The 25,193-nt window shown below is 67.2% G+C and carries 24 protein-coding genes and 1 pseudogene; 16 read left to right on the forward strand and 9 right to left on the reverse strand.

Annotated elements, in window-relative coordinates; translation table 11 throughout:
• Positions 1-14: 14 nt before the first annotated feature.
• Positions 15-698 carry a DUF3043 domain-containing protein gene (locus VGG53_RS03190; RefSeq protein WP_414688869.1) on the reverse strand — a complete coding sequence of 228 codons (684 nt, stop codon included), beginning with the start codon at positions 696-698 and terminating at the stop codon, positions 15-17.
• Between the two features lie 73 nt (positions 699-771).
• On the opposite strand from VGG53_RS03190, the gene VGG53_RS03195 reads away from it, so the two are divergent.
• Entirely contained in the window at positions 772-1,878 is a 1,107-nt protein-coding gene (locus VGG53_RS03195; RefSeq protein WP_331516543.1) for a glycerate kinase, read from the forward strand.
• 97 nt (positions 1,879-1,975) lie between these two features.
• Entirely contained in the window at positions 1,976-2,332 is a 357-nt protein-coding gene (locus tag VGG53_RS03200; protein WP_331516544.1) for an iron-sulfur cluster assembly accessory protein, read from the forward strand.
• An 18-nt stretch (positions 2,333-2,350) separates the two neighbouring features.
• On the opposite strand, the gene VGG53_RS03205 is transcribed toward VGG53_RS03200, so the two are convergent.
• On the reverse strand, positions 2,351-3,025 hold the full coding sequence (locus tag VGG53_RS03205; RefSeq protein WP_331516545.1) for a hypothetical protein: 675 nt from the start codon (positions 3,023-3,025) through the stop codon (positions 2,351-2,353).
• 162 nt (positions 3,026-3,187) lie between these two features.
• Between VGG53_RS03205 and VGG53_RS03210 the strand changes: the two genes are divergently transcribed.
• Positions 3,188-4,165: a carbohydrate kinase family protein gene (locus tag VGG53_RS03210; protein WP_331516546.1), complete on the forward strand. Its 978-nt coding sequence runs from the start codon at positions 3,188-3,190 to the stop codon at positions 4,163-4,165.
• On the opposite strand, the gene asnB is transcribed toward VGG53_RS03210, so the two are convergent.
• Positions 4,162-6,120, reverse strand: coding sequence for an asparagine synthase (glutamine-hydrolyzing) (gene asnB, locus VGG53_RS03215; protein ID WP_331516547.1), 1,959 nt, complete (start codon positions 6,118-6,120; stop codon positions 4,162-4,164). The genes VGG53_RS03210 and asnB overlap by 4 nt on opposite strands.
• Before the next feature lie 198 nt (positions 6,121-6,318).
• Between asnB and VGG53_RS03220 the strand changes: the two genes are divergently transcribed.
• The 4 genes from VGG53_RS03220 (at position 6,319) to VGG53_RS03235 (ending at position 9,534) form a co-directional block, all read left to right on the forward strand.
• The gene (locus VGG53_RS03220) at positions 6,319-7,395 is read left to right on the forward strand and encodes a cytochrome c oxidase subunit II (RefSeq protein ID WP_414688870.1); all 1,077 of its coding nucleotides are present in this window, start codon (positions 6,319-6,321) and stop codon (positions 7,393-7,395) included.
• 8 nt (positions 7,396-7,403) lie between these two features.
• On the forward strand, positions 7,404-7,823 hold the full coding sequence (locus VGG53_RS03225) for a cytochrome c oxidase subunit 4 (RefSeq protein ID WP_331516548.1): 420 nt from the start codon (positions 7,404-7,406) through the stop codon (positions 7,821-7,823).
• Between the two features lie 194 nt (positions 7,824-8,017).
• Positions 8,018-8,914, forward strand: coding sequence for an MmpS family transport accessory protein (locus VGG53_RS03230; protein ID WP_331516549.1), 897 nt, complete (start codon positions 8,018-8,020; stop codon positions 8,912-8,914).
• Positions 8,914-9,534, forward strand: coding sequence for a DUF2561 family protein (locus VGG53_RS03235; RefSeq protein WP_331516550.1), 621 nt, complete (start codon positions 8,914-8,916; stop codon positions 9,532-9,534). Before VGG53_RS03230 ends, VGG53_RS03235 begins: the two co-directional genes overlap by 1 nt.
• A 12-nt stretch (positions 9,535-9,546) precedes the next feature.
• Here VGG53_RS03235 and VGG53_RS03240 read toward each other — a convergent pair whose 3' ends face one another.
• From VGG53_RS03240 to VGG53_RS03255, 4 genes are all read right to left on the reverse strand, one after another.
• Positions 9,547-11,232, reverse strand: coding sequence for a cytochrome bc complex cytochrome b subunit (locus tag VGG53_RS03240; protein ID WP_331516551.1), 1,686 nt, complete (start codon positions 11,230-11,232; stop codon positions 9,547-9,549).
• Positions 11,229-12,437 carry a ubiquinol-cytochrome c reductase iron-sulfur subunit gene (locus VGG53_RS03245; RefSeq protein ID WP_331516552.1) on the reverse strand — a complete coding sequence of 403 codons (1,209 nt, stop codon included), beginning with the start codon at positions 12,435-12,437 and terminating at the stop codon, positions 11,229-11,231. Before VGG53_RS03245 ends, VGG53_RS03240 begins: the two co-directional genes overlap by 4 nt.
• Positions 12,438-12,498: 61 nt before the next feature.
• Complete coding sequence (locus VGG53_RS03250) at positions 12,499-13,332, reverse strand: c-type cytochrome (RefSeq protein ID WP_414688871.1); 834 nt, start codon at positions 13,330-13,332, stop codon at positions 12,499-12,501.
• A 29-nt stretch (positions 13,333-13,361) separates the two neighbouring features.
• A complete protein-coding gene (locus VGG53_RS03255; protein ID WP_331516554.1) occupies positions 13,362-13,973 on the reverse strand; it encodes a heme-copper oxidase subunit III in 612 nt (203 codons plus the stop codon).
• Positions 13,974-14,095: 122 nt separating this feature from the next.
• On the opposite strand from VGG53_RS03255, the gene trpD reads away from it, so the two are divergent.
• A complete protein-coding gene (gene trpD, locus VGG53_RS03260; protein ID WP_331516555.1) occupies positions 14,096-15,193 on the forward strand; it encodes an anthranilate phosphoribosyltransferase in 1,098 nt (365 codons plus the stop codon).
• Here trpD and VGG53_RS03265 read toward each other — a convergent pair.
• Positions 15,131-17,179: pseudogene (locus VGG53_RS03265) on the reverse strand (DEDD exonuclease domain-containing protein); the annotation flags it as partial. The gene trpD and the pseudogene VGG53_RS03265 sit on opposite strands and share 63 nt — an antisense overlap.
• Between VGG53_RS03265 and VGG53_RS03270 the strand changes: the two are divergent.
• The 4 genes from VGG53_RS03270 to VGG53_RS03285 all read left to right on the forward strand — a co-directional run bounded on the left by VGG53_RS03270 (position 17,112) and on the right by VGG53_RS03285 (position 20,581).
• A complete protein-coding gene (locus tag VGG53_RS03270; RefSeq protein WP_331516556.1) occupies positions 17,112-17,363 on the forward strand; it encodes a hypothetical protein in 252 nt (83 codons plus the stop codon). The pseudogene VGG53_RS03265 and the gene VGG53_RS03270 sit on opposite strands and share 68 nt — an antisense overlap.
• Before the next feature lie 130 nt (positions 17,364-17,493).
• Positions 17,494-18,603 carry a peptidoglycan hydrolase RipC gene (gene ripC, locus VGG53_RS03275; protein ID WP_414688872.1) on the forward strand — a complete coding sequence of 370 codons (1,110 nt, stop codon included), beginning with the start codon at positions 17,494-17,496 and terminating at the stop codon, positions 18,601-18,603.
• A 151-nt stretch (positions 18,604-18,754) separates the two neighbouring features.
• Positions 18,755-19,435: a hypothetical protein gene (locus VGG53_RS03280; RefSeq protein WP_331516606.1), complete on the forward strand. Its 681-nt coding sequence runs from the start codon at positions 18,755-18,757 to the stop codon at positions 19,433-19,435.
• 9 nt (positions 19,436-19,444) lie between these two features.
• Positions 19,445-20,581, forward strand: a complete 1,137-nt coding sequence (locus VGG53_RS03285; RefSeq protein WP_331516558.1) for a glycosyltransferase family 4 protein — start codon at positions 19,445-19,447, stop codon at positions 20,579-20,581.
• Here the strand turns inward: VGG53_RS03285 and VGG53_RS03290 are convergent.
• Positions 20,578-22,380 (reverse strand): long-chain fatty acid--CoA ligase, encoded by a 1,803-nt coding sequence (locus VGG53_RS03290; protein ID WP_331516559.1) that lies wholly within the window; start codon positions 22,378-22,380, stop codon positions 20,578-20,580. The two genes, VGG53_RS03285 and VGG53_RS03290, sit on opposite strands and share 4 nt — an antisense overlap.
• Positions 22,381-22,467: 87 nt before the next feature.
• On the opposite strand from VGG53_RS03290, the gene VGG53_RS03295 reads away from it, so the two are divergent.
• The 4 genes from VGG53_RS03295 to VGG53_RS03310 all read left to right on the forward strand — a co-directional run bounded on the left by VGG53_RS03295 (position 22,468) and on the right by VGG53_RS03310 (position 25,123).
• On the forward strand, positions 22,468-22,866 hold the full coding sequence (locus tag VGG53_RS03295) for a polyketide cyclase / dehydrase and lipid transport (RefSeq protein WP_331516607.1): 399 nt from the start codon (positions 22,468-22,470) through the stop codon (positions 22,864-22,866).
• A gap of 115 nt (positions 22,867-22,981) precedes the next feature.
• A complete protein-coding gene (locus VGG53_RS03300; RefSeq protein WP_331516560.1) occupies positions 22,982-23,419 on the forward strand; it encodes an SRPBCC family protein in 438 nt (145 codons plus the stop codon).
• Positions 23,416-24,696, forward strand: a complete 1,281-nt coding sequence (locus VGG53_RS03305) for an ArsA family ATPase (protein WP_331516561.1) — start codon at positions 23,416-23,418, stop codon at positions 24,694-24,696. Before VGG53_RS03300 ends, VGG53_RS03305 begins: the two co-directional genes overlap by 4 nt.
• 49 nt (positions 24,697-24,745) lie before the next feature.
• On the forward strand, positions 24,746-25,123 hold the full coding sequence (locus VGG53_RS03310; RefSeq protein WP_331516562.1) for a hypothetical protein: 378 nt from the start codon (positions 24,746-24,748) through the stop codon (positions 25,121-25,123).
• Positions 25,124-25,193: the final 70 nt, after the last annotated feature.

Below are 25,193 nucleotides of genomic sequence, written 5' to 3' on the forward strand. Positions count from 1 at the left end.
GGGATCAGGCGCCCCTAATCGACACGGGCGCCGTGCTTGACTTGGGGCCGCGGTGCCCGCATCCGGCGCATCTGGGAGGCCCGACTGGCAGCGTAAAGCCCGAGCTTCCAACGGCTTTCGGTATTCTCCGGAAACTTCTCGTCGACCCGTCGCGCGACCTTGCGGCCGAGGATGAGCCCGTCGGCCAGCATCAGGGCCATCAGCACGAGCATCGCCGGCGAGATATAGAACTGAAGCTGCGGGACACCGAACATGACGAACAGCAGTACCAGCGCCGACGGCATGAACAGCCCGAGCACATTGCGACGGGCGTCCACCACATCGCGGACATACCGGCGCACCGGACCCTGGTCACGGGAAAGCAGGTAACGCTCGTCACCGGCCATCATCCGCTCTCGCCGATCGGCCATCTGGGCGCGCCGCACCGAACTTTGTTCTCGGCGTTCCTCACGACTGAGCTTGGGTCCCGCCAATGACTTCCGCCGCGCGCGGGCCTCGGAGGAGGTCATCGGCGCCGGCGCGACGGGGCCCTTGCGCCCGGCGTCGCGGCGCGGCGTGGGCCGTCCCTTGGGCGCAGTGGTCTGCCGGGACGCGGACGGCAGCGCGGAATCGTAGCCATCTGCCGGCTCGGCCAGTGCCTGGGCATCGTCCCGGTCGCCGGTGACGCCCCCGGCTTTCTTACGACCCAGCAGTTTCACGCTCGCCAGGTTACTTCGCGACCGATGCGTGCGGAAAATGGCCGGGTCGGTGCCAGGCCCTACTGTGGCTCAGATGAGTGGGCCGGCGCACCGTACGCCGACGTTGCGCATGCTCATCGCTCCCGACAGTTACGGCGACACCCTGACCGCCGTCGAAGCGGCCGCCGCCATCGCGGCGGGCTGGAACCGGGTGCGTCGGGGCGACCACCTGATCGTCGCCCCGCAATCCGACGGCGGCCCGGGGTTCGTCGATGTACTGGCCAGCCGGTTGGGGGAGCGACGGCACCTGCAGGTGTGCGGGCCGCTGGCCGACGCGGTGCGGGCCGAATGGGTGCTGGATCCCACACCGGCGACGGCATACCTGGAATGCGCGCAGGCCTGCGGATTAGCTCTGCTCGGCGGTCCGCCGACTCCGCAGACGGCGCTCGCGGCGCGCAGCAGCGGAGTCGGCCAACTGGTCGCCGCAGCGGTGGACGCCGGCGCCGCCCGCATCGTCGTCGGCCTCGGTGGCACCGCCAGCACCGATGGTGGCCGCGGGCTGATCGAGGCACTCGGTGGCCTCGACGTGGGACGGCGACTCCTTGCCGGCGTGGAGCTGATCGCGGCCTGCGATGTGGAGCATCCACTGGTGGGGCCATGGGGGGCCGCCCGGGTGTTCGGGCCGCAGAAGGGCGCCGATGCAGCGACCGTTGCGGCGCTCGAAGAGCGTCTCGTTCAGTGGGCCGGCGAACTGGACGCCGCCGCGGGCCGACCGGTCAGCGCGGAATCGGGCGCAGGGGCCGCCGGTGGTATCGGGGCGGCGCTGTTCGCGCTGGGCGGGCGGTGTGAATCGGGCGCGTCGATCATCGCCGAGCACACCGGCCTGGCCGGTGACCTTGCCGCCGTCGATCTGGTGATCACCGGTGAGGGAAAGTTCGACGATCAGTCGCTGCGCGGCAAAGTGGTCGGTGCGATGGCCGCAGCGGCGCGATCCTCGCAGGTGCCGGTGGTGGTTTTGGCCGGTCAGGTCGCGCTCGACGAACCGGCGTTTCACGCGGCGGGCATTGTGGCAGCCTTCGCGGTCTCCGACTACGCGGGTTCGGTGCGGCTGGCCCTGGCCGATGCCGCCAACCAGCTGATGGGGCTGGCGTCGCAGGTCGCGGTGCGACTCGGGAATAGCGGCGCGACAAGGTACCTTTGAAGAGGTGGCTTTGTTCGCCCGCGGCCAATGCCGGGCGAAGGAGCCCGTCCACCGACCCGAGAACGATGTGGCATCTAGCTAGTTACAGGGAGAAGCAATGACTGTTCAGGAAGAGTCAGCCGCCACAACCCACGGCGTGATCCTGACGGGCGCCGCGGCGGCCAAGGCCAAGTCGCTGCTGGATCAGGAGGGCCGCGACGACTTGTCGCTGCGGATCGCCGTCCAGCCCGGGGGATGCGCCGGCCTGCGCTACAACCTCTTCTTCGACGACCGCGCACTGGACGGCGACCTCACCGCCGACTTCGACGGTGTGAAGCTGACCGTCGACCGGATGAGCGCGCCGTACGTTCAGGGCGCTTCCATCGACTTCGTCGACACCATCGAGAAGCAGGGCTTCACGATCGACAACCCGAACGCCGGCGGCTCGTGCGCCTGCGGTGACTCCTTCAACTGACGCCGGGATTCCGCGCCCCTAATACGTTCCCGCCGTCCGGAGCACATACGAGCACACCAGAACCTGGTGGTGCTGGCTCAGTAGCTGGGCGATGCCCTGGACCTGGCTGCGTGTGCTGTTGCTCGTTGCCGGCTGTACGCGCATGCTGAACAGCACCTGGGCCTGATAGTCCGACCAGTACACGATCTTGTCGATCGAGGTGACCTGCGCCTCGGAGAACTGCTTGCGGAACGCGTCGCTGCTGAGTTTGGCCAGCGCTTGATCGGATTGCCGGTCTCGCACGGCGTCGTAGATGCCGCACAGTGTGTTACGGGCGATGGCTTGGGTGTCGCGGTGCTCGAGGGCGTCCAGGTAGTTCTGGATCGCTGAGGTGGCCGAGGCGTCGGAGAATACGCCCGCCGCGGGCGTGGGGGCGCCGCGTGATGCGTGCACGATTGCCGCGACCACCGCCGCGACCACCAGCAGCGCTGCCGCGGCCGCGACGAACAGCCGTCGACGGCGCGGCTTCGGGTAGGGCGGTGGCGGCGGCACCGCTCCCGGGTAGGGCAGCGGTGGCGGTGCCGACGCCTCAAACGCGCCGCCCGGCGGCGGGTATGCCGGCGTCGGCGTGGGGATGGGTTCGCTGGGATGCGCGTCGGTGAACGGTGGTCCGTCGCCGCCCAAACGATGGTCCGACGAGTACGGACCGGGCATATGCGGGTCTCCTCGGGTAGCAAGGCCCGACGGCCGTGAACGAGTAGGCCGCCGCGAGGTTCTTCTACGGAGGCTAGCGGGCGTCGGCCCACGGTGCCGAGCCGACCACCGCCGCGGGTACGCTTAGCTAGCCGAACTTAGGAAATGAAGGGGTGGGTTTTCGTGACGATCGCGGTAACCGGTTCGATTGCCACTGACAATTTGATGCGGTTCCCGGGTCGATTTTCCGAACACCTGCTGGCCGAACATCTGCAGAAGGTATCGCTGAGTTTCCTGGTCGACGACCTGGTGATCCACCGGGGCGGGGTGGCCGGAAACATCGCCTACGCCATCGGCGTGCTGGGTGGCGACGTCGCGCTGGTGGGAGCCGCCGGTGACGATTTCGTCGGCGATTACGGTAAATGGCTGCAGTCGCACGGCGTCAACACCGACCACGTGCTGATTTCGAAGTCCGCGCACACCGCGCGTTTCGTCTGCACCACCGATGAAGACATGGCGCAGATCGCGTCGTTTTACCCGGGCGCGATGTCCGAGGCGCGCAACATCAAGCTCGCCGATGTCGTGTCGTCGATCGGCAAGCCGGACCTGGTCATCATCGGGGCCAACGACCCGGACGCGATGGTGGTGCACACCGAGGAGTGCCGCAAGCTCGGCCTGGCGTTCGCCGCGGACCCCTCCCAGCAGCTGCCCCGGTTGTCCGGCCAGGAGATCGAGAAGCTCATCGACGGTGCCGCCTATCTGTTCACCAACGACTACGAGTGGGAGCTGTTGCGGACCAAGACCGGCTGGTCGGAGGCCGACGTGCTGGAGAAGGTCGGCCTGCGGGTGACCACGCTCGGAGCCAAGGGTGTCGACATCGTCGACCGTGACGGGACCACCATCCACGTCGAGGTGGTGCCGGAGAACAGCCAGACCGACCCCACCGGCGTGGGCGACGCGTTCCGGGCAGGCTTCCTGACCGGACGCAGCGGCGGGCTGAGCCTCGAGCGCTCCGCGCAGCTGGGTTCGCTGGTTGCGGTGCTGGTGCTGGAGTCGACCGGGACCCAGGAGTGGCAGTGGGACCGCGAGGTCGCCACGACGCGGTTGGCCGGTGCCTACGGCGATGACGCCGCGGCCGAAATCGCCGCCGTGCTGGCCTAGAGCTGCACGGGATACTGCGGCTCGCTGATCTGTGGCACGACGCTGTGCTCGACGAAGATCGCGTGCCACAACATGAAAATCAGTACCGTCCACAGCCTGCGGCTGTGATCGGCTGTGCCGCAACGATGTTCGTCCAACATTCGCCGTACCGCCGACGCGTCGATCAGGCTGTCGGTGGCCGACGCGTTCACCACCTCGTGCGCCCACTCCAGCAGCGGGCCGGCGCGCAGCCAATGCCGGATCGGTACCGGGAAGCCCAGTTTCGGACGATTGAGCACGTGCGGTGGGACGATGGGCGCCAGCGCGCGGCGCAGCGCGTACTTGGTGGTGGCGCGGGTGATCTTGGCGTCCACCGGCAACCGGGAGGCGACGGCGAACACCTCGGGATCCAGGAACGGGACCCGCAGTTCCAGCGAGTTGGCCATCGTCATCTTGTCGGCCTTGACCAGGATGTCGCCGCGCAACCAGGTGAACAGGTCGACGTGCTGCATCCGGGCCACCGGATCCCAGTCGGCTGACTCGGCGTAAATCGGCGCGGTGATGTCGGTATGGGTCCATTCCGGCCGGAAACCGGACAGCACGTCGCGCAGCTGCGTGTCGGAGAAGCTGCGGGCATTGCCGTAGTAGCGCTGCTCCAGGGTCAGCGATCCGCGGTGCAGCAGGCTCTTGCCGCGCATGCCGGTCGGAAGAGGTTTCGACAATGTCCCCATCGAGCGCCGCAGTGGTCGGGGGAGGTAATCGAAAGGCTTGAGCGACAACGGTTCCCGATAGATGGTGTAGCCCCCGAAAAGCTCGTCAGCGCCCTCGCCGGAGAGCACCACCTTGACGTGCTTGCGCGCCTCGCGGGCGACAAAGAACAGCGGCACCAGCGCGGGGTCGGCGACCGGCTCGTCGAGGTACCACACGATCTCGGGTAGCGCGGCGACGAACTCGTCAGGCGCGACCACCTTGGCGATGTGCCGGGCACCGATCGCCTCGGCCGAGGCCACCGCGACGTCGACCTCGGAGAACCCTTCGCGCTCGAAGCCGGTGGTGAAGGTGATCAGCCGCGGGTTGTGCCGGATCGCCAGCGCCGCGATCGCGGTGGAGTCGATGCCCCCGGACAGGAACGCGCCGACCGTGACGTCGGCGCGCATGTGCTTGGCCACCGAGTCCTCCAGGACCGCGGTGATCTCGTCGTAGCGAGCCTGCTCGGTGTCCCGGGTGATGGGCGCCGCGGTGAAGCGCGGCACGAAGTAGCGGGTGTTGGCCGGCTGCCCGCCGGGGCGGATACGGGCGTAGCAACCCGATTCCAGTCGGCGCACGCCACGATGCAGCGTCTCGGGCTCGGGCACGTACTGCAGCACGGTGTAGTGCTGGACGGCGCGCTCGTCGATCCCAGCGGCCCCGGCGTCGAACCCGATCAACTCGGCCAGTTCCAGCAGGCATTTCTTTTCGCTGGCCACCGCGGTGCCACCGGCTCCGGTCGCCATGAACAGCGGCTTGATACCGAAAGGATCGCGGGCGCAGAACAATTCACCTTCCACGGTGTCCCAGAGCGCGAAGGCGAACATGCCCCGCAGCCGCGTCAGGGCGTCGGCTCCCCAATAGTGATACGCCGCGACGATGGCCTCGCCGTCGCCGTCGGTGGCGAAGACGGCGCCGTGCTGCTCGGCGAGTTCGGCGCGCAATTCCAGGTAGTTGTAAATCTCGCCGTTGAACACCAACTCGTATCGATCAGGGCTTTCCGGCGGACCCCAGCGCAGCGGCTGATGCGAATGCGCGATGTCGATGATGGACAGTCGGTTGAAACCGAACACGACCGCCCCGGCGAGGTCGGCCCAGGTGCCCGGCTCGTCGGGTCCGCGGTGGCGCATCAGGTGGGATGCCTGCGCGATAGCCTCGGCGGCGGCGTGCCCGCTGCTGGACGGCTCGGCACCGCCCGAGGCGGCTACGAAGGCCAGCAGTCCACACATCGCCGCTCAGTATGCCGCAAAGCCGCACGGCTCATCGATGCCGCACACGGCGATCGCCAACCGCGGGCGGGCCTCGCCACGGCTTCGCTGCGTGCGTGGTCTACGCTGCGTAGTATTCGACGTGCGAGTCAGCCGACAGTCCCCTTGACCGGGGGATCCGCGGAGTCGGCCCAGCTTGTGATTCAGGGAGGCGCGACCGTGACATCTCGCGGGCCAGGCTGTTCGCAGGGCTTGTTGAAGAGCCGTTCGGCAGGCTTGCGTCGGCTCCGGCTGCCGGCGTTGGCCGGGATGCTGGGCCTGCTGGCGGTGAGCCTGAGTGGATGCAGTTGGTCGGACGCGTTGGCACTGGGCTGGCCGCGGGGTATCACCGCGGAAGGCGACTGGAACCGGCAGCTGTGGATCGGCGCGGTGATCGCGTCCCTGGTGGTCGGCGTCATCGTCTGGGGTCTGATGTTCTGGTCCATTGCGTTTCACCGCAGGAAGGCCACCGACACCGAACTGCCCCGCCAATTCGGCTACAACATGCCCCTGGAGCTGGTGCTCACCGTGACACCGTTCCTGATCATCTCGGTGCTGTTCTATTTCACCGTGGTGGTGCAGGAGAAAATGCTGCACTTGGCGTCCGACCCAGAGGTCGTCGTCGACGTCACGTCCTTCCAGTGGAACTGGAAATTCGGTTACCAGAAGGTCGATTTCAAGGACGGCACGCTCAAATACGACGGTGCAGACCCGGCCCGTAAAGCGGCCATGGTCTCCAAGCCCGAGGGCAAAGACAAGCACGGTGAGGAAGTCGTCGGCCCGGTCCGCGGGCTCAACACCGAGGACCGGACCTACCTCAACTTCGACAAGGTCGAGACGGTGGGCAACAGCACGGAGATCCCGGTGCTGGTTCTGCCGGCGGGCAAGCGGATCGAGTTCCAGCTGGCGTCCGCAGACGTGATTCACGGTTTTTGGGTGCCGGAATTCCTGTTCAAGCGCGACGTGATGCCCGACCCGGCCGCCAATCACTCGGTCAACGTCTTCCAGGTCGAGCAGATCAACCGGACCGGTGCGTTCGTGGGTCGCTGCGCCGAGATGTGCGGGACCTATCACTCGATGATGAACTTCGAGGTCCGGGTGGTTCAGCCCAACGACTTCAAGGCCTACCTGCAGCAGCGGAGCGCCGGCAAGACGAACGCCCAGGCGTTGCAGGCGATCGCGCAGTCTCCGGTCGCGGTCACCACCCACCCGTTCGACACCCGCCGCGGCGAGCTGGCGCCCCAAGCGAATAAGTAGGTAAATCCATGCACATCGAAGCCAGGCTGTTCGAATTCGTGGCGGCGTTCTTCGTCTTCTGCACGGTGCTCTACGGCGTGCTGACCAGTCTGTTCGCCACCGGCGGCATCGAGTGGGCCGGCACCACGGCGCTGGCGTTGACCGGCGGCATGGCGTTGATCGTGGCGACGTTCTTCCGCTTCGTAGCTCGTCGTCTCGACACCCGGCCGGAGGACTACGAGGGTGCTGAGATCAGCGACGGCGCAGGCGAACTGGGTTTCTTCAGCCCGCACAGCTGGTGGCCGATTCTGATCGCGCTGTCCGGTTCGGTGGCGGCGGTGGGCATCGCGCTGTGGCTACCGTGGCTGATCGGCGCCGGGGTGATCTTCGTGCTGAGTTCGGCGGCCGGCCTGGTCTTCGAGTACTACGTGGGTCCTGAGAAGCACTAGCCGGCGCCGGTTGGGTTGCTTCAAGGTCACAATCCGGGCATCAGTTGATCCGTGACCGGGTCGCCCAGAATGTCATGCGAGATCCGGTTGGGTAGGGTTTGCCGAGGCACAATGAGGAACATCGGAGCGCGCGCTCAACAACACAACCGCGGTGCTGCGTTCGCCGATGACGTAGTCGAACAGGACAGACGATCATGAGCGGGCCGAATCCACCAGGACCAGAGTCCGAAGAACTGGAACCCGGCGTCGAGCCCAGCCAAAGCGGGAGCGAATTCGATGGGGCCGGCAGCGAATTCGGTGCCGGGTCGGCTGCGGAGCCCGACGCTGACGGCCAGACCGGTCAGACCGACGTCTATTCCCGGGCCTACTCGGCCCCGGAATCCGAACACATCAGTAGCGGCCCCTATGTGCCCGCCGATCTGGACCTCTACGACTACGACAACTACGGCGAAGCGGCTCCGAACGCCGATGAAGCCAGCACGGCCCGCTGGCCGTGGATCGTCGGCATCGCCGCGATCGTCGCAGCGATTGCCCTGGTAGTTTCGGTGTCGCTGCTGTTTGCCCGCACCGACACCAACAAGCTGGCCACGCCCAGCACGGCACCCACGTCGACGCCGCCGATGCAGGACGAGATCATCGTCACAACGACGCCGCATGCGCCGCCTCCACCGCCGTCCAGTGCGCCGCCCCCGCCACCACCGCCGCCCAGTGAGGCACCGCCACCGCCGCCGCCCAGTGAGGCACCGGCGCCGGCACCGGCCCCAGCCCCGGCACCCGCGCCCGCCCCGCCCGCACCAACGCCACCGCCGGCACCGGCTGGGCCCAAGCAGTACACGTATTCGGTGACCGGCACCAAGGCGCCGTTCGACCAGATCACCATCACCTACACCGATGCTTCGGGAATGCGCCGGACGCTGTCCAACGTCTACATCCCGTGGACCATCACGCTGACGCCGATCTCGGCGTCGGACGTTGGTTCGATCGAGGCGTCCAGCTTGCTGAGGCTGAGTAAGCTCAACTGCAAAATCACCGCGAGTGACGGAACGGTGCTGTCGTCCAACGAGAACAACCAGCCCCAGATCAACTGCTGATGATCGACAGACACTCCCAAGCATGGGGCGCTCGCGGCAAGCTCACGCCGGCCACCGCCGACCGCATTCTGATCGGGTCGTGCGCGGCCATCTGGCTGGCGCTGGTGGGCATGAGTGTGGCGGCTTTGGTTGCACTGATGGACTTGGGCCGGGGTTTTCACGCTGCGAAGGGGAACCCGCACACCTCGTCGGTGCTTTACGCGATCATCATCATCTCGGCGCTGATCATCCTGGCGGCGATCCCGATGCTGCTGCGGGCCCGGCGCATCACCCGGGACGGACCGGCCCCGCGATCGGCGGGGTCGCCGGCGCGCACGGTGAGCGCACGGTCGATCAGGTCCGGGTCAGTGGCCGCGCATGGCGCCACCGAGCGGCTGGCCTCGCAGCGGCCGACGTTGCCGGACCCAGTGGTCGACCGCTTCTGGCTGCGCGGCAGTGTCGCGCTGATGGGCACCATGGGCGCGGCGCTGCTCGCGGTCGCGACGGCGACCTATGCGATGGCGATCGGCCACGACGGCTTCTCGTGGACCGGCTACGGGATCGCCGGGGCCATCACGCTGGCTATGCCGGTGGTTCCCTGGCGACACGTGCGGCAGCTGCGCGGCATGCTTGCCGCCTGACCGCGATTACGGCTAGTGGTGGCCGTTCGTTGAGCCGTTGCCGTTGCTGCCGTCCTGGTGCTCCCGCAGTGCGGTGAGCGCGCGGTGTTCGGCGGCCTGGTGGGCTTCGGAGAGCGCATCGTCCTCGGAAACCGGGTCGGCGAACAGGAAGCTGCCGGAGCCGGGGGAGCCTCCCGAGCCCAGCTTGTTCATCTTGACCGGTACCGGGGCGCCCTGGTACTCGAGCGGGATGGGGTGACCGTGATCGTCGACGGGCCCGAGCGGCTGGTGCAGTTCGATGTAGGCGCCGTGCGGCAGTCGTTTGATGATGCCGGTTTCGACGCCGTGCTCGAGCACGGCGCGGTCGCTGCGCTGCAAGCCGACACACCAGCGGTAGGCGATGAAGTAGACCATCGGCGGCAGCGCGATCATGCCGATGCGCCCGATCCAGGTCGTCGCGTTCAGCGAGATGTGGAACTTCCACGCGATCACGTCGTTCATGGCCGACAGGGTGAGCACCATGTAGAACGCGATGGCCATCGCGCCGATGGAGGTGCGCACCGGTACGTCACGGGGACGCTGCAGCAGGTTGTGGTGGGCGTAGTCGCCGCTGAACCGCTTCTCCATGAACGGATACACGATCAGCAGCGCGAAGATCAGACCCATCAGCAACCCGACCCAGACGACGGCGGGAATGGTGTGGTGGCCGATGTAGAACTCCCATGCCGGCCAGATACGGGCCAAGCCTTCGGTCCACATCATGTAGAAGTCCGGCTGCGATCCCGCCGACACCTGAGATGGCTTGTAGGGGCCCAGGTTCCAGATCGGGTTGATCTGCAGCAGCCCGCCCATCAGGCCCAGAATGCCGGTGGTCAGTGCGAAGAAGGCGCCGGATTTGACCGCGAAGACCGGCATCACGCGCACGCCGACGACGTTGTGTTCGGTGCGGCCGGGGCCGGGGAACTGGGTGTGCTTCTGGAACCACACGAAGGCCAGATGCGCGCCGATCAGCGCCAGGATGATCCCCGGCAGCAGCAGGATGTGCAGCCCGTACAGGCGCGGGATGATGTAGCCCGCCGCGGCGCAGTCGTCTCCCGCACCGCCACAAGGGAAGTCGCCGCCGAACAACGCCCAGTGCAGCCAGGTGCCCATCACCGGCATTCCCAAGGTTATCGACGAGAGTGCGGCGCGCAGTCCGATACCGGACAGCAGGTCGTCGGGCAGCGAGTAGCCGAAGTAGCCCTCGAACATCGACAGGATCAGCAGCAGCGAACCGATGACCCAGTTGGCTTCGCGGGGCCGGCGGAACGCGCCGGTGAAGAAGATCCGGGCCAGGTGCACCATGATCGACGCGGAGAACATCAGCGCGGCCCAGTGATGGACCTGGCGCACGAACAGGCCGCCGCGCACCTCGAAGCTGATGTCGAGCGTTGACGCGTAGGCCTTGGACATCTCCACACCGCGCAGCGGCTGATAAACGCCGTTGTAGGTGACCTCGTGCATGGAGGGGTCGAAGAACAGCGTCAGATAGACGCCCGTCAGCAGCAGCACGATGAAGCTGTACATGGCGATCTCACCGAGCAGGAACGACCAGTGCGTCGGGAAGACCTTGTTGAGTTGGCGGCGCACCGCAGCCGAGGGGTGGTAACGCGAGTCGACGTCGTCGCCTTGGCGGGCCAGGACATCACCGACGCTGGGCGGACTCAGTTTCGGACTCATGTTGTGCGCTCCCAAAATGCCGGTCCGACGGGTTCGATGAAATCACCATTAGCGACCAGATACCCGTCGGCGTCAATAGTTATCGGCAGTTGTGCCAACGCGCGCGCGGCCGGGCCGAAAATCGGTTTGGCGAAATGCAACGCGTCGAACTGAGACTGGTGGCACGGGCACAGGATGCGATAGTCCTGCTGCTCATACAGTGACGCCGGACAACCCAGATGCGAGCAGACCTTGGTGTAGGCGAACAGCGCACCGAAGTTGAAGCTCTCCTGGCCCCTGCGTTTGACCACTCGGGGCAGGTCGGCGGGCTTGACGCGGATCAGCATCACCGGGTTGCGGACGGCGGTCAGGATGGCCGTCAACTTGTCGTGGGATTCCGGCGTGGTGCCGTCACCGTCGGACTCGCGCCACGGAAAGACGGTTTCCATGCCGCCGGCATCCAAATCTTCGGGACGCATTTTGATGAACGGCGCCCCCAGATGTTCGCCGGTGGCCCGGGCCAGGTAGATGGTTTCACCGTGAAAACGCGGTGTCCAGCCGGAGGTCCACAACACGGCCTTCTTGCCGTCGGCGGTCTGGACCACGGGTTTCCATGGGTTCTTGATCAAACCTCCGGCAAACGCCACCAGGGTGCCGAGCCCGAACGCGCCGAGACCCGCGCCGAGCGACAGGCCGATCAGCTTGCGTCGCCGGAGCGTCGAGCCCTCGAAAGCATCAGTCAGGTTGGCAGTCACGGTTTTGCGATGGATCGCGGGTGATCCGGCACCCCCGCCGTCGTGGCGGTCCTGAATCGAAATCTCTTCGGGGATAAATCTTTTCTGGAACAGCACCGTACCGACCGCGATGCACAGGACTGAACCCCCGAAAGTCAGACCGTAGAGCGGGGTCGCCAACGAGTACATGACACTGCCGGAGGAACCGTGCGGTTGGTATTCCCACGGCCAGAACAGGAACACCAGCAGCAGCGCCAGCCCGAGCAACCCGCCCAGCAAAAGCCAGACCGCCACCGAGCGCTCGGCGCGTTTTTCGGCTTTGGTGCCGGCGACCGGCCAGCGCGGCTCCTTGAAGACGGTCTCCACACCGTCGAGCCGGCCGCCGAGCGTAACGAGTTCCTCGCGCGACATGGCGTTCAGTTCGGCGTCGCTGGGTTGTTCGGACTCGCCCTGCTGACCGGGTACGTCCGTGCCCTTCACGTGGTCGGTCATCGTGCGCCGCTCCTCCTGCCCTTCCAGGATCGCACTGCCCTGTCTATCGTCGCGGCGCGACTCACGATCGTGCCCCGATCCACAGCGCGGCGCCGATGACGGCGACCATCCCGATGATCCACATCGCCATGCCCTCGGGTGCGGGACCGAAGCCGCCCAGACCGTTTCCGCCGGGACTACGTTCCTCGGTCACGGTTTTCACATAGGCGATGATGTCTTTCTTCGCGTCGAACGAGAGTTGACGGTCGGAGAATTTCGGCATGTTCTGCGGCCCGGTGCGCATCGCGGCCAGGATCTGCTGTTCGTTGGCCGGCTCCAGGTCGGGGGCGAACTTGCCCGAGGACAGCGCACCGCCCTTGCCGGTGAAGTTGTGGCACGAGGAGCAGTTGAGCCGGAACAGGTCACCGCCGCGGCCCAGGTCACTGCCGCGCAGCGACTTCATCGCGATGCTGCCGTCGGCGTTGCGCTCCACGCTCGGCCCGCCGCCGTTGGCCTGCACGTAGGCACCCAGCGCGTCGATCTGAGACTCGTCGAAAATCGGGTCCTTGCGCCTCGCCTGCGCCTCACCGCGCACGGCGGGCATCCGTCCGCTCGACAGCTGGAAGTACGCCGCGGCCTCGCCCACGCCGATCAGGCTGGGCCCGCGGTCGGGCACGCCCTGCAGGTTGGCGCCGTGGCAGCTCACACACGAGGTGTCGAAAAGCTGCTTGCCCGTTCGCAACAGCGCCGAGGACGACTCATCGGCAACGGCCACTTGCGGGCTGGGGGTCAGGACGGCGGCCAGCCCGCCGGCTACCACCAAGGCCAGCACCAGCAGCAGTCCGGCCGACAACCGGCGACGCAGGCGGCGGCGCGCCCGGTCGCTCAGCGATCGGTTCAACCCCAGTTTCTTCAACCGAGCACTCCTGTTCTTACCCATGCTGGTCAACGGATGAAATAGATCGTGGCGAACAGCGCGATCCAGACGATGTCGACGAAGTGCCAGTAGTAGGAGACAACGATCGATGCGGTCGCTTGCGCCGGGGTGAACTTGCTCATCGTGGTGCGGGCCAGCAAGAAGATGAAGGCGATCAGCCCGCCGATGACGTGCAACCCGTGGAAGCCGGTGGCCAGGTAGAAAACGCTGCCGTAGGCGCTGCTGGGAATCGTGGTCCCGTGGCTCATCAGGTGGTGGTACTCGTAGCCCTGCCCGAGGACGAAGAACAACCCCATCCCAAAGGTGAGGACATACCAGCGACGCAGCCCGAACACGTCGCCGCGCTCCGCGGCGAACACGCCCATCTGGCAGGTGAACGACGACGCGATCAGCACCAGCGTGACCGGCACCGCCTGATAGAGATTCAGTTCTGTCGGCGGGGGCGGCCAGTTGCCGGCCGCCTGCGCCCGCGCGGTGAAGTAGAACGCGAACAGCCCAGCAAAGAACATCAATTCGCTGGAAAGCCACACTATGGTGCCGACACTGACCATGTTGGGGCGGTTGAGCGAATGGATGCGCGCCGTAATCGCAGTACCCGAGGTCCCTACCGCACTCGTCACATCCGCAAGTATGACGCTTTGTAGTTGTCGACCTCCACCCGGGGCGGCAATTCGGTGCACGAAATTCATGTCGATTTGCCCGCTGCGCCCGGCTTCGCCGCTCGCCTGACCACCGTGGGACCATGTGCGATGTGGCTGCGTCATCGTCCGGGTCATCCCAGCGGCACCCGGAGGCGGCGCTGTCCTGGCCGCACGTCCTGACGGTTTTGACTTCGGGCCAGGATCTGCCGCGCGGTCAGGCCGGCTGGGCCATGGAGCAGATCATCACCGGTTCCGCGACGCCGGCGCAGCTCGCGGCCTTCGCCGTGGCGATGAAGATGAAGGCGCCGACGTCAGCAGAGGTGGCCGAGCTGGCCGATGTGATGCTGCAGCACGGTCGCCGGCTGCCCACCAAGACGATCGGGACCGACACCGTCGACATAGTCGGCACCGGCGGTGACGGCGTCAGCACCGTCAACTTGTCGACGATGGCGGCGATCGTCGTTGCGGCCAGCGGGGTTCCTGTGGTCAAGCACGGCAACCGGGCGGCCTCATCGCTGGCCGGCGGGGCCGACACGTTGGAAGCACTCGGTGTGCGCATCGACCTGAGCCCGGACGACGTCGCACGCAGCGTCGCCGAAGTCGGGATCGGGTTTTGCTTCGCGCCCCTGTTCCATCCTTCGTATCGGCATGCCTCTGCCATACGGCGCGAGATCGGTGTACCCACCGTCTTCAATTTGCTTGGACCGCTTACTAATCCGGGGCAGCCGCGGGCCGGGCTGATTGGCTGCGCGTTCGCTGAGATGGCCGAGGTGATGGCCGGGGTCTTCGCCGCGCGCCGATCCAGCGTGCTGGTGGTGCACGGCGACGACGGTCTCGACGAGCTGACCACCACCACGACGAGCACCATTTGGCGGGTTCAAGCCGGAACGGTGGACAAGCTGAAATTCGATCCCGCTGGATTCGGGTTCGCCCGCGCTGATCTCGACGAGCTGCTGGGTGGTGACGCAACAGCCAATGCAGCAGAGGCGCGTTCGGTGCTGGCCGGGGCCGGGGGGCCGGTGCGCGACGCCGTCGTGCTCAACGCCGCAGGCGCGATCGTGGCTCATGCCGGGCTATCCAGCCGCGCCGAGTGGCTGCCGGCGTGGGAGGACGGGCTCAGCCGAGCCGTCGACGCGATCGACAGCGGCGCGGCCGAACAGCTGCTCGCGCGATGGGTGCGGTTCGGTCAGCAGCTCTGAGCCGCGGCTGGTGACGGCCTGCTCGGCGGCCGCCCGCGCCGAGCGTGCGGACGCGGCCCACTCGGCCCAGCGCCCCGCGGACCGCAACGGCGTGCTCCAACCCTGCTCACCGCTGGTCCTGACGATGCGTACGCCCGGGGCGGTCAGCCAGCGCGCGATCAGCGCCGTCTCTTCGACCAGCGCACCACCCAGCGGCGCAGGCTGCGGCAGGACCACTTGCGCCCCGGCCCGGATGGCCTCGACGACGGGCATCGGTGGCACGCCGCGGCGGGCGGTCCCGGCCGCGGCGAGCTGGCCATGCCGGACCACCGCGAGCTGCCAGCCGCCGTCGCCGTCGGGGGCCGCGGCCACCAGCTCCGGCAGGGCGGCCAACGCGCCGAGGCGCTGACCGCGCCAGAGCACCTCCACCGTCGCCACCACGTGGTCGCGCAACCGTGCGGCGCTCTCGTAGCGCTGACGCCCGGCCAGCTCGGCGATCCGCTGCACCGCCGCGGCCAGCGCGGAGTTGTCCAGGCCGTCGATCAACGCGGCGGCCCGACCGGCGGCCGGAGCGTATTGGGCCGCAGTCACATCGCGTCCGGCGGGACATGGCGACACCTCGTGCTGCGGGCACGCCGGCCCGTGCAGCGCCGAACGGGCCAGCCGCTTGGTGCAGCTGCGCACCCCGGTGAATCGCGCCAGCAGGTCCGCGGTGTCGACGGCGTCGGCGCGAGACCGGAACGGGCCGACCGCGCGGTCGAGGCGCGGGGCGCGCACCGGCGAAAACCGGGGGAAGGCTTCGTCGCTCAGCACCAACCACCACCAGCGGGGCGGGAACCTCGACCGGCGGTTGTAGGGCGGGGCATGCGCGCTCAGCATCCGCAGCTCCCGTACGCCGGCTTCCAGCGCGTGCGCGCATTCGACGTGTTCGACAGTGTCGGCCAGGGTGACCATCTCTTTGATCCGGCTGCGCTGATCCGAGCCGTTGAAGTACTGACTTACCCTGCGCCGCAAGTTGATTGCGGTACCGACGTAGAGCACCTCGTTGCCCGGACCGCGAAACAGGTACACCCCGGGCCGGCGGGGCAAGCCCTCGGCGAGCACGCGTTTGCGCCGCTGCGCCGGTGACACATTGGGCAGATAGGACCGCAGCTCGCCGTAGCTGTGCACACCCTGGTTGCCGACTCGTTCGATGAGCGCGTGCAGCACCTCGACGGTGGCCCGCGCGTCGTCGAGTGCCCGGTGGGTGGGCTCGCTTGCGACGGCGAACAGCCGGGCCAGTGCCGCCAGTCGCACACTCGGCGCCTCTTCGCGGCTGAGCACCCGCCGGGCCAGCTGCACGGTGCACAGCGTCTGCGGCCGCGACCATCTGATGCCGCACTGGTCGGCGGCGGCCCGCAGGAATCCCATGTCGAACCTGGCGTTGTGGGCGACAAGCACCGCACCGTGGGCGAATTCGAGGAACATCGGCAAGACCGCGGCAATGGTCGGCGCATCACACACCATCGCCGTGGTGATACCGGTCAGCTGAACGATCTGCGGCGGAATACTGCGCTGCGGATCGACCAGGGTGGCGAACTCTCCCAGCACCACGCCAGCACGGACTTTGACCGCCCCGATCTCGGTGATCGCATCCGCGTCGTTCCCATCGCGGGCTGTCATCCGACCGCCGGTGGTCTCCAGGTCGACAACGACGAAAGTGGTTTCGCGCAGCGGTATTTCGGCAGCCCCGTCGAAGTCGGGGAGGGTCAGCTGCTCGGCAGCGGGCGCGCCCATGGTGGCGACGTTAGCCAGTGGCACCGACACCGCGCCGGTTTCGCCGCGGCGCGTCGCGCTCCGGACGACGATGCGGCCCGTGAGCGGCGCGCAGCGAAACTTGTCGGTGCCCGCCGTTAGCGTCGTGGCAAAGCCGACGAGGTAGACGGAGAGGACCAGCCAGATGGCGCAGAACAGCGAGCCTGATTGGACGGCGGCAGTTCCGCCCGACTCGACAGAACCGGTGGTCATCGACTGCGACGACTGCGCGGTGCGCGGTCGAGGATGCCGGGATTGCGTCGTCCCGGTGATACTCGGGGTACCGGAAACTTTGCTGGAGGATGAGCGGGTCGCGCTGGAGGTGCTTGCCGACGCGGGACTGGCACCCAGACTGCGGTTGGTGCCTATCCATCGGCAGCGTCCCGGGGTCGCCTAACGGCGTTAGGTTGAAATCTTGCTGTTTTCTTAACAACTCAGAGTTGGACAACCCCGATGCCGTTTCGTAACCTATCTGAGACCTAAAGCAGATGGGCCTTCGCGCCGACGGGTTTTAAGGATGCAAAGTTTTGCGAAAATGGCTTGAGCGTGAGCGCGTGTCTTTGCGCGTCGCCAAGCGCTTTGCTGTCCCCGCCCTAGCCGGATTCATCGCTCTATCTGGAGTGGCCGCCAGTGATGTGCTGGCAGACCCGGCCAATGACGCCATGGCAAAGCTCAGCGAGTTGTCGCGGCAGGCTGAGCAGACCACCGAGGCGATGCACAGCGCCCAGCTCGATCTCAACACCAAGCTGGCCGCGCAGCGCGCAGCCGACAAAAAGCACACCGACGACGTGGCCGCCGCGGATGCCGCGAAGTCGCGACTGGCAACCTTCCAGGTTGACGTCGACAAGTTTGCCGCGGCGATGTACATGGGTGGCCGTACCGACGGCATGAACGCCATCATGACCGCCGAGTCGCCGCAGCAACTGATCGGCAAATTGGCGGTCCAGCGAGTGATCTCCACGGCGATGCTCGCGCAGATGGCGAACTATCGCGCCACCCGCGAGCAGGCCGCCCAGGCCGAGAAGGAATCCGCGAAATCCGCCGGCGACGCCAAGACCGCCGCCGAGCAGGCCGCCGCGGTGCGCGCGAGCCTGCAGTCCAAGCAGAGCAAGTTGCAGCTACAGATCGCCATCGTGAAGTCGCAGTACCTTGCGCTGAGCCCGCATGAGCGCACCGCGTTGGCCGCGCCCGGGCCCGTTCCACCGCCGGCGGAGACGGCTGCTGCCGCGGCCCCCGCTCCTGACGCGTTGCCGCCGGGCGGCGGGCAACCGGGGGCCGGACCCGGCACCGGTCAGGGTGCGATCGCCGTCCAGGCCGCGCTGACCCAGGTCGGCACGCCCTACTCCTGGGGTGGCGCCGCGCCCGGTGGGTTCGACTGTTCGGGCCTGGTGATGTGGGCGTTCCAGCAGGCCGGCATCGCGCTGCCGCACTCCAGCCAGGCGCTGGCCCACGGTGGGCAGCCGGTTTCGCTCTCGGACCTGCAGCCCGGTGACGTGCTCACTTTCTATTCCGACGCATCGCACGCCGGGCTCTACATCGGCGACGGGCTCATGGTCCATTCGTCCACCTACGGCGTGCCGGTGCGGGTGGTACCGATGAACTCTTCCGGCCCGATCTACGACGCCCGCCGCTACTGACGTCAGGCGCCGACGCCGACTGCTGGCCGGCGCCCTGATCGTCGAGATGGTCCTCGGCGCGTTCACAGCCATCGGCCAGCAACCGTTTCAGCGTCCATCCGTCAGCATCAACGCACCACGGAGCGTGCACGTCGGTGACCGAACCCTGCGGATGACCAATCTCGGCGGCCCGAGAGAGCAAGCCCTGCTGACCCGCGTCGCATCGGACATCGGACCGGCAATCGACGCCGTCGAGGCTTTCTGGGGCACCGATTGGCCGCGCGACATCGACGTGGTGGCCACCGGCTCGCAGCGACAATTCGAGGCGAAGGCCGGCGGCGGTCCTGCTGCACAGTGGGCGGACATCGCGGCACTCGCCGTCGCCGACCGGGTCGATCCCGCTCGTCGGACCGCCGCGGGACAGCGGATAATTTTCGCGCCCGGCGCGGCGGACATGAACGCCGGGGCGCTACGAATCATCTTGAGCCACGAGCTTTTTCACTATGCTGCCCGAGCTGATACCGCGGTCGATGCCCCCCGGTGGCTGACCGAAGGCGTGGCCGACTACGTCGCGCGGCCGCACAGTCCACTGCCGGACGCGGCGCCGCTGCCCACCGCGTTGCCCTCCGACGTCGACCTTGCCGCCCCCGGGCCGCAGCGTTCGCAGGCCTACGACCGGGCATGGTTGTTCGCGCTGTTCATCGCCGACACTCGCGGAGCGACGACGCTGCGCGCGCTGTACCTGGCGGCATGCGGTGACGGTCACACCGATCTGCCCGACGCCGTCCATGACGTGCTCGGCACCGACACGGCGGGGATCCTCGCCGACTGGCAGCACTGGCTGACCCGCTAGCCTGCGTAGGTGTCCCGGGTCCTGCTGGTAACCAACGACTTTCCGCCTCGACGCGGCGGCATCCAGTCCTATCTTGTGGAATTGGTAACCCGGCTGGCCGCCACCGGGGAGCACACGCTGACGGTGTACGCGCCGCAATGGAAAGACGCCCAGGCCTTCGATGCGCGTGCCGCCGGTTATCATGTGGTGCGCCACCCCGGGACGCTGATGTTGCCCGGCGCAGGCGTCGACTCCCGGATGCGACGGCTGATCGCGGAGCACGGCATCGACACCGTCTGGTTCGGCGCCGCCGCGCCGTTGGGCCTGCTGGCCCAGCGCGCCCGTCAAGCCGGCGCCAACCGGGTGCTGGCAAGCACGCACGGTCACGAGGTGGGCTGGTCGATGCTTCCGGTCGCACGCTCGGTGCTGCATCGCATCGGCGAGGACAGCGACGTCGTCACGTTCGTCAGCCGCTATACGCGAGGCCGTTTCGCGTCGGCGTTCGGTCCGCAAGCCCGGTTGGAGCACCTGCCGCCCGGCGTCGACACCGAGCGGTTCCGTCCCGATCCGGGGAGCCGCGCCGAGTTGCGCGCCCGCTACGGTCTGGGCCAGCGGCCCACGGTGGTGTGTCTGTCCCGATTGGTGCCGCGCAAGGGCCAGGACATGCTGATCCGGGCGCTGCCGGCAATCCGGCAGCGGGTCGACGGGGCAGCACTGGTCATCGCCGGCGGGGGTCCCTATCTGGACACCCTGCGCGGATTGGCCGGGCGCTTCGGCGTCAGCGATCACGTCACGTTCACCGGCGGCGTGCCGTCCGCCGACCTGCCCGGCTACCACGCGATGGCAGACGTGTTCGCCATGCCGTGTCGCACTCGTGGCGCAGGGCTGGATGTGGAAGGGCTGGGCATCGTCTTCCTGGAAGCGTCCTCCACCGGGGTGCCGGTCATCGCCGGATCCTCGGGTGGAGCGCCGGAAACCGTGCGGGACAACAAGACTGGAATAGTGGTCGACGGTCGTTCGGTGCAGCAGATCGCCGACGCCGTCAGCGAACTGCTCGCCGACCCGGCTCGTGCCGCCGCGATGGGCGCCGCCGGCCGGGAGTGGGTCACCGCGCAATGGCGGTGGAACGATCTGGCCGGGCGGCTGTCCGGCCTGATGCGCGGCTAATCCTTGGCGTAGATCGCGTCGATGTCATCGGCGAACTTCTCGGCAACCACCGTGCGCTTCACCTTCATCGTCGGAGTCAGCTCGCCGGTGTCCTCGGTGAAGTCGACTGGCAGGATGCGGAACTTACGAATCGATTCTGCATGCGACACAGACAGATTGGCTTGCTTGACGGCCGCATCCACCTCGGTGAGCAGGTCGGGGTCGTTGACCAGATCGCCCACCGTGGAGTCGGCGGGCTTGCTGTTGCGCTGCTTCCAGCCCTCGATGGCCTCGGGGTCGATGGTGATCAGGGCACCAACGAACGGCCGGGCATCCCCGACGACCATCGCCTGGCTGATCAGCGGGTGCGCCCGCAACTGGTCTTCCAAAACGGCTGGGGCGACATTCTTTCCGCCGGCGGTGACGATGATTTCCTTCTTGCGACCGGTGATCGTCAAGAACCCATCCTCGTCGACCGCGCCCAAGTCGCCGGTCTTGAACCAGCCGTCCTCGAAGGCCTCGGCGGTAGCCTGGTCGTTGTGCCAATAGCCGTGGAAGACCACGCCGCCGCGCAGCAACAGCTCGCCGTCATCGGCGATGCGCATGCTGTTGCCCGGCACCAACTTTCCGACCGTGCCGATCTTCAGGGCGTCGAGCTGGTTGACCGTTATCGCCGCGCTTGTCTCGGTCAGCCCGTAGCCTTCGTAGACGGTCAAACCGACGCCGCGGTAGAAGTGACCCAGCCTGGCCCCCAGCGGCGCGCCGCCGGAAACCGATGCATGGCAATCACCACCCAGCGCGGCGCGCAGCTTGTGATAGACCAGCCGGTCGAACAGTGCATGTTTGGCCCGCAGCAGCAGACCCGGGCCGCCGCGGTCGGACGCTTCGCTCCAGTCGACGGCGGTCTGCGCGGCGATCTCGAAGATGCGGCCCTTGCCGTCGTTGGCGGCGTTCTGCGCGGCGGTGTTGTACACCTTCTCGAACACCCGCGGCACCGACACCACGACAGTCGGCTTGAACACCGCGAACATCGGCACCAGATTCTTGATGTCGCTGGTGAATCCGACGATGACCTTGTTGTGGAACGCGCACAGCGTCAGCGCGCGGGCCAGCACGTGTGCCAGCGGCAGAAACACCAGCAGCCGCTGACCCTTGGCCAGCAGCGACGGCAGCACCTCCTTGGTGCCACGGGTCTCGGAGACCAAGTTGGCGTGAGTCAGCTGGCAGCCCTTCGGCCGACCGGTGGTGCCCGAGGTGTAGATCAACGTTGCCGGGTCCTCGCTGCGCAGGGCCTCGACACGAGCGGTGAGCTCGGCCGGGTCGACCGATGCGCCGTCCTGCCCGAGTTGCTCGAGCGCTTTGGGGCCCGAACCGTCGATGTGCAGGACCCGCCGCAGGTCGGGCAGCTCACTGGCCAGCTCGCCGACCATCGTCGCGTGGGCGTCGGTTTCGGCGAACGCCAGCACCGCGCCCGAGTCGGTCAGCATCCAGCGCACCTGCTCGGCCGACGACGTCTCGTAGATAGGGACGGTGACCCCGCCGACCGCGAGGATCGCCTGGTCGAGAATCGCCCACTCGTAGCGAGTGGCCGAAAAGATGGCCACCCGATCGCCGGGCCGAACCCCTTCTGCGATCAAACCCAAAGCAGCCGAACGGATTTGGGCTGCCGCGGCGGCGCATGTCACATCGGTCCAGGTCCCTTCGACCAGGCGTTGGAAGATCACTGCGTCGGGGTCGTTGCGCTCGTGCTCGAAGACGGTGGCAACGATGTTGTCGTGCTCGCCAACCGTGAACGGCGCGGGAACACTCAATTCACGCACTCTTCTGACCTCGCTTCAGTGATTCCAGGCGACCAGGATTCAGCCTATCTGGTGCCGCCGGGAGCGCTGTATGTGAAGCTAGTCGCCGTGCACAGCGTTCAGATTGCCGACGAGACGTTCGTCGCCGCCGACCCGGCGCGCGTCGGTGCCACCGTGGGCGACCCGTCCAACTGGCGTCGATGGTGGCCCGACCTGCAACTGGAGGTCACCGAAGATCGCGGGCCGCTGGGAGTTCGGTGGGCGGTGACGGGACCGCTGACCGGCACGATGGAGATTTGGCTGGAGCCCATGCTGGACGGCGCGCTGCTGCACTACTTCGTGCATGCCGAGCCATCCGGGGTCGCGGCCGCTCAACGGGCCAAGCTGAATCTCGCTAAAGTGACGCATCGGCGCCGGGTCGCGGGCAAGAAAATGGCCTTCGAAGTGAAGACGACGCTGGAGCGCTCCCGTCCGGTCGGGGTTTCCCCGGTGCTTGACCAGGCCTGAGATCTGTCGGGGAGTACCGTTTCTGCCGTGGGCCGAGGCTAGCGCCCGGACCACCCTGACATACCCGGCGGGCAGCGGAGCCCAGCCCGCGCAGCGCGAAGAAGGAAGCGACCAAGTGGCGGAGAAGACGGCCCAGACGATCTACATCGACGCGGACCCCAACACGGTCATGGACGTGATCGGCGACATCGGTTCCTATCCCGATTGGGTGTCGGAATACAAGGAGGCCGAAGTCCTCGAAGCCGACTCCGCCGGCAATCCGAAGGTGGCCCGGCTGGTGCTGGACACCAGCGTCCTCAAAGACACCCTGGTGCTGTCCTACAAGTGGCCGAAGGACCGCAAGTCGGTGAGCTGGTCGCTGGTTTCCAGCTCGTTGCTCAAGTCCCTGGATGGCGTATATCGATTGGCGCCCAAGGGATCCGGTACCGAAGTGACATATGAGCTCACAGTCGATCTGGCGATTCCGATGATAGGTCTGCTCAAGCGGAAAGCGGAACGAAGGCTGACCGACACGGCGTTGAAGGATCTGAAGAAACGGGTCGAGGCTGAGTGAGTCTGGGTGAATCGGTAGCGCCCTGCTCATCTCGGATCAGTCTTTTCGTCGGCAAGGGTGGGGTAGGCAAGTCCACATTGGCGGCCGCGACAGCCGTTCATGAAGCGCGCGCCGGTCAGCGGGTGCTACTGGTATCCACCGACCAAGCGCACTCGCTGGGCGACGTGCTCGGCGTCGCGGTCGCGCCGACCGGTCAGCGCGACGCCGTGCGGGTGATGGCCGATCTTGAAATGGGGTCGGCTGACGTCGGCGGCGGCTTCCTGGACGCGTTGGCAATGGACACCCTGGCGCTGCTCGAAGCGCGCTGGTGCACGGTGGTCGACACGCTCGGGCGTCGCTTCCCGGAATCGGAGCTGGGTGAGATTGCGCCCGAAGAACTTTCGGCGCTGCCGGGCGTTCAAGAAGTGCTCGGCCTGCATGAGGTCGGCGAGCTGGCTCGGTGCGGGCAATGGGACCACATCGTGGTCGACTGCGCTTCGACCGCCGACGCACTGCGGATGCTGACCTTGCCGGCCACGTTCTCGCTCTACGTGGAGCGCGCATGGCCACGCCATCGCCGGCTTTCCACCGGCACCGACGACGTGCGTTCGGCCGCGGTGGTGCAGCTGTTGGAACGCATCAGCGACAGTGTCGACAAACTCAGCGCGCTGCTGACCGATGGAACGCTGGTCGGTGCGCATCTGGTCCTCACCGCGGAGCGGGTGGTGGCGGCCGAGGCAATCCGGACGCTGGGCTCACTGGCATTGATGGGTGTGCGCGTCGAGGAACTAATCGTCAACCAGATTCTGATGCAAGATGATTCGTACGAGTACCGCAATCTGCCGGCGCATCCGGCCTTCGACTGGTACTCGGAACGAATCAGCGAACAGCGAACGGTGCTGGACGAATTGGATGCCGCGATCGGCGACGTGGCACTGGTCCTCACCCCGCATCTGGCCGGTGAGCCGATCGGTGCCAAAGCGCTGGCGGAGCTGTTGGACAGCGCGCGCCGCCGGGACGGGTCGGCGCCGCCCGGTCCGTTGCATCCCGTCGTGGACCTGGAATCAGGTTCGGGACTGCAGTCGGTCTACCGATTGCGGCTAGAGTTGCCGCAGATCGATTCCGGCGCGCTTAGCCTGGGCCGGGTCGGCGACGACCTGATCGTCGGCGCCGGTGGGATGCGTCGCAGGGTTCGGCTGGCGTCCGTCCTGCGGCGATGCACGGTAGTGGACGCGCATCTTCGCGGCAGCGAATTGACGGTGCGTTTTCAACCTGATCCGGAGGTGTGGCCGAGGTGACCCGCGCCGGCGACGATGCAGAGCGAAGCGATGCTGAGGAGCGGCGCAGATGAGCGGCGTGCATCCCGACATCGGACCGGAATTACGCCGACTCGCGCAGAAAATCCTCGACCAGATCGATCCCGCAGTCAGATTGGCGGCCGCGCGGGCGGTCGGCGAAGGCGCGGGCACCGGCAAATGTCAGCAGGTGTGGTGTCCGGTCTGCGCGCTGGCCGCGGTGGTCAGCGGCGACGAACATCCGCTGCTGACCGTCGTCGCCGAGCACAGCGTCGCGCTGCTGGCGGTGATTCGGGCCATCGTCGACCAAGTCGACCGGCCGGCGACGCCGCCGGACCCGCCGCCGGGCGGCGGTGTGCAACCCGAGGGTGCAGACGCGCCCGCCCCGCCGAGTCGCTACCAGCCCATCAGTGTCACCGTCGACGAGTAAGTGCGGCTGACAACGATCGAGTCGGCGTGGAAGATGTCAGGAAGTCGTCAGTCTGATGTGGTCCCACACA

The sequence above is a fragment of the Mycobacterium sp. genome, from assembly GCF_036490025.1.
In the GTDB taxonomy this organism is placed as follows: domain Bacteria; phylum Actinomycetota; class Actinomycetes; order Mycobacteriales; family Mycobacteriaceae; genus Mycobacterium.